At 45.7% G+C, this 3,417-nt stretch carries 4 protein-coding genes; 1 reads left to right on the forward strand and 3 read right to left on the reverse strand.

Features of this window, described 5'->3' with window-relative positions; translation table 11 throughout:
* Both LH51_RS22675 and LH51_RS22680 read right to left on the reverse strand, forming a co-directional pair.
* A partial coding sequence (locus LH51_RS22675; RefSeq protein ID WP_235263681.1) for a transposase occupies positions 1 to 943 on the reverse strand: 943 nt, incomplete at its 3' end.
* A 54-nt stretch (positions 944 to 997) separates the two neighbouring features.
* Positions 998 to 1,144, reverse strand: a complete 147-nt coding sequence (locus LH51_RS22680; RefSeq protein ID WP_200881864.1) for a hypothetical protein — start codon at positions 1,142 to 1,144, stop codon at positions 998 to 1,000.
* 246 nt (positions 1,145 to 1,390) lie between these two features.
* On the opposite strand from LH51_RS22680, the gene LH51_RS11145 reads away from it, so the two are divergent.
* Positions 1,391 to 1,849, forward strand: coding sequence for a hypothetical protein (locus tag LH51_RS11145; protein WP_036520048.1), 459 nt, complete (start codon positions 1,391 to 1,393; stop codon positions 1,847 to 1,849).
* Between the two features lie 99 nt (positions 1,850 to 1,948).
* Here LH51_RS11145 and LH51_RS11150 read toward each other — a convergent pair whose 3' ends face one another.
* Complete coding sequence (locus LH51_RS11150; RefSeq protein WP_200881863.1) at positions 1,949 to 3,001, reverse strand: hypothetical protein; 1,053 nt, start codon at positions 2,999 to 3,001, stop codon at positions 1,949 to 1,951.
* Between the last annotated feature and the right edge of the window lie 416 nt (positions 3,002 to 3,417).

Below are 3,417 nucleotides of genomic sequence, written 5' to 3' on the forward strand. Positions count from 1 at the left end.
CCACCTGGCCACCACGTTCTTTACGTCGCTGTGCCTGGGCTTTATTGAAGGTTACGGATTCAGCAAAGCGTGGATCGCGTTTGCGGAACTGGTTATCGGCAATGTAACCATCGATACCCAAGCGATAGATCAGCTTCATATTAGCGTCACTGTGGAAGCCACTATCAGCCGTGATCTTGGCTTTGCGCAGAATCGAGGAGTCCGGTTCGATCTGCCGGAACTGGCGATGAATGCCCATTAACATGGGCTCCAAGGTGTGTTGTTCCTGACCGGCGCCATAGGCGTGCGCATGGACAATGATCTGGTGTTTGTTATCAACAGCAGCGACACCGTTGTAGCCCTGTATCACGCCCCGTGAAGTATTGTTCGTCTCATCCATGAGACTCACCCTGCGGGCTACGCGCCAAATGGCTCCCGGCCATTTGGTCATTTTTGCACTATCGGGATCAGTGATATTTCCCTTTACCGGAGTACCACGCTGACCGAGCCGTTCAGGCGCGGTCACTAAGTGCTTTTTTATCTTGGCAGAGACCTTTTCCAGTTTCTCAATCTGAGCCTTTTCTCGGGCGAGGATTTCAGGGGGCTGATCCTCACGGTCACCTTGCTGATGCGCGGTCATCATGCGTGAAACAGCACGGTCTATCTTGGCTTGTTTGCGGTTTAATTCAGCGCGTGTACCGCTCCACTCTTTGGCGGCATTAGAGGGTAGCTTGCAGCCATCGATGGCAAACATCTCCCGACCAATCAGGTTGAGCCCATCACAGACCATCAGAACATGCGTAAACAGCGGTGCGATCACTTCATCCATGCGGGAGATAAAATCGGCTATCGTGCTGTGATGGGGCTGGCTGTCAGCCGACAGTGCCATGAAAATCACATTCTCACGACATGCCTGCGCAATCTTGCGGCTACTGGTAATGCCTCGGGAGTAAGCAAATAACACCACCTTCAGCAGAATCGCCGGATCATAGGCCGGAGCACCGTTGACGTCATTGCGTTAGCGGGATTCAAACACGCTGAGATCGAGATCATTATCCACTACATGGTTCAGCGTATACTCAAAGGTGCCAGGTTGGATTTGATCCGCGAAACGTAGCGGAATCATCTTGGTCTGGTTGTAATCGTAGTGCTTATACCGCGCCATCCCTTGCCACCTCTGATCTCAAATTCGTTTCAACGATTTTAGCGGATCAATGTGCCACCAGCCAAGGGCTGGGGGACTTATCCGACAGTCTCAACGCCTGCATAAACGGCGGCCTGACAAGGCCGTCCGGTGGAGGCCCTTCAGGGCCGGAACGAATTTGATGCACTTGTTATGTGTTTGTACGCACCAGTTTATTGGCATACGGCTTGCTACCTAATTTATAGCCATCAATATTAGGAGTTAACTATGCAAATTGGAAACTCAACAAGCGCATCATCTATAACGCCAACACAGAAAAGCGGCAATAATTTGCCTCTCAATACGCCCGTTACCGGCAATATGCAGCCGGAAAAGCGGTTTATTCGTGAGCTTGCTGAATCAGTTGACCCTAAGAATATGAGCTACAAAGAATCCATGGATCTTGCCAATGCTTTAATGAAAGCTGGAGAAGGTGATTTAAGCTCAGCATTTTTACCTCCACCACTTTTAAGAGTTAATAGCGATGGAAGTGTAAGCGACATGAGAGGAACACCTGAAGGTGACGCCAAAATGAATGCCAAATTCAATATGTTTGATTTACTTGAAGCCAGGATTTCCTTCAATAAAAGTATGAATATGCCAACAAACTTACTTGAAGACTCTTATTCTTTTTTAGAAAAAATCCAAGTAGCTCGAAATACGCCGAGCATCAATGAGTACACATAACGCTTTGATCTGCGACCGAAGCGAAGCGGAGGTCCGGTGTAGGCAACGCAGTTGCCGGAACGAACAGCATCAACTTGTTATATTTCTCAACGCTATAAATTATTCATATTTAAGCTCGCCGAATAAACTGAACATTAGATCATCTTTTAACATTTCGAATGGAAGCTCAACGTATTCGTCTTTATGCCTTGGCAAAGCCCTACCATCGTGCGGTGAATTTTTAGTATGACCAAGCACGTGGCTACCATCTTCTTTAATATAGGGAAGCACTACGATTCTTCCATGATTTTTTGAAAGTATCGTACCTTCTAACCAAAGAGTTCGATTTGTATCGCTAGATGAAGATTCGCTGAGTTCTTTAACACTCCAACCCACATTGCTCTTGCTTTCGAACCAAAAAACAAAGCCACCCAAAACCACAACTTTTAAACCACGTGATTTAGCCTCATCCAATATTCTCTTTACACTTGCTAGCTGCAGAAGCTTGTTTGCCCTAGGCAAAAGCATTGATCTAATAGCAGCCTTAGTTTTACCCCAGTGTGTGCACCCTGAATAGCCAAACCCCCTAGCTATACGTTCTCTATAACAGTATGTTGCTGTCTTTTTGGTATGTTCTGCACGCACCCACTTTCGATCATCTTTTAGCAGAGTTATGCCATATCTCGTGAGCCTAACCAACTGTACATATGGAGTTTTCTTTAAAACTCCAATAAGTGCCGATCTCAGATTTTCGTCATCGTCCGGAACGACTACGCTTTCTGGTTCAACTAAATTGTTTTCAATATTTCGTTTTATTGCCTCTGATAGCATTAGATGCTCTTCCAGAAGGCGCCTTTTTCTTACTGTTACAGCTTTTTCAACTTTCAGGCATATAGAAGATTTCGAAGCACTAGAGATACTAAGAGTATCCACCTCCCTGCTCAATGATTCGTTCGACTCTTCTGCCGCTTTCACCGCTTCATCAAGAGTGTTGTAAAAATCAGCTTTAAAGTGCTCATCTTCTTTGAGATAGCGTTTATACCATCCCAAGCTTCCATCTTTTTTTAGCTTACACTCGTACATCAGATAACCAAACCCTTTCTCAAACCAAGGCTCTGGAAAAACGGCAAGTGTAGGTAAACCATAGCCAGGTAATTGTGATTCTTTAATCATATCTGGATATTTCCTAGATCAAGATGGACCTGATTGTCGTAAAAATATAACTGTTGCCAACAGTGGCCGAGCGAAGCGAGGTCCAGCGCCTGAAAGGCGCGATGCTGCTTGGCCTTGTTATATTTTTGCTCAGCTTCTAGAGGGAGCATATTTTTCTGCCCATTCTAGGAATGGAACTACCGCTTTATCTAGTGAACCAAAGCTTTTCGTTGTTTCTTTCTTGGCTCGGACAGTCCAAGGGCGTTTCCTTTCCCCGATTATCTTCGGCTCTGCTCTATATATTCCGAATCTGACTCCCAATCTGAACTGGTCTAATGGATCCGGACACTTTAATTAGCGACAATATGAGTCAGCTATTGAGGTGTCATTATGAGTCAGAAACGAACCTACAAACAATACTCGGCAGAGTTCAAAGA

The sequence above is a fragment of the Nitrincola sp. A-D6 genome (genome assembly GCF_000764495.1).
Classification (GTDB): Bacteria; Pseudomonadota; Gammaproteobacteria; order Pseudomonadales; family Balneatricaceae; genus Nitrincola.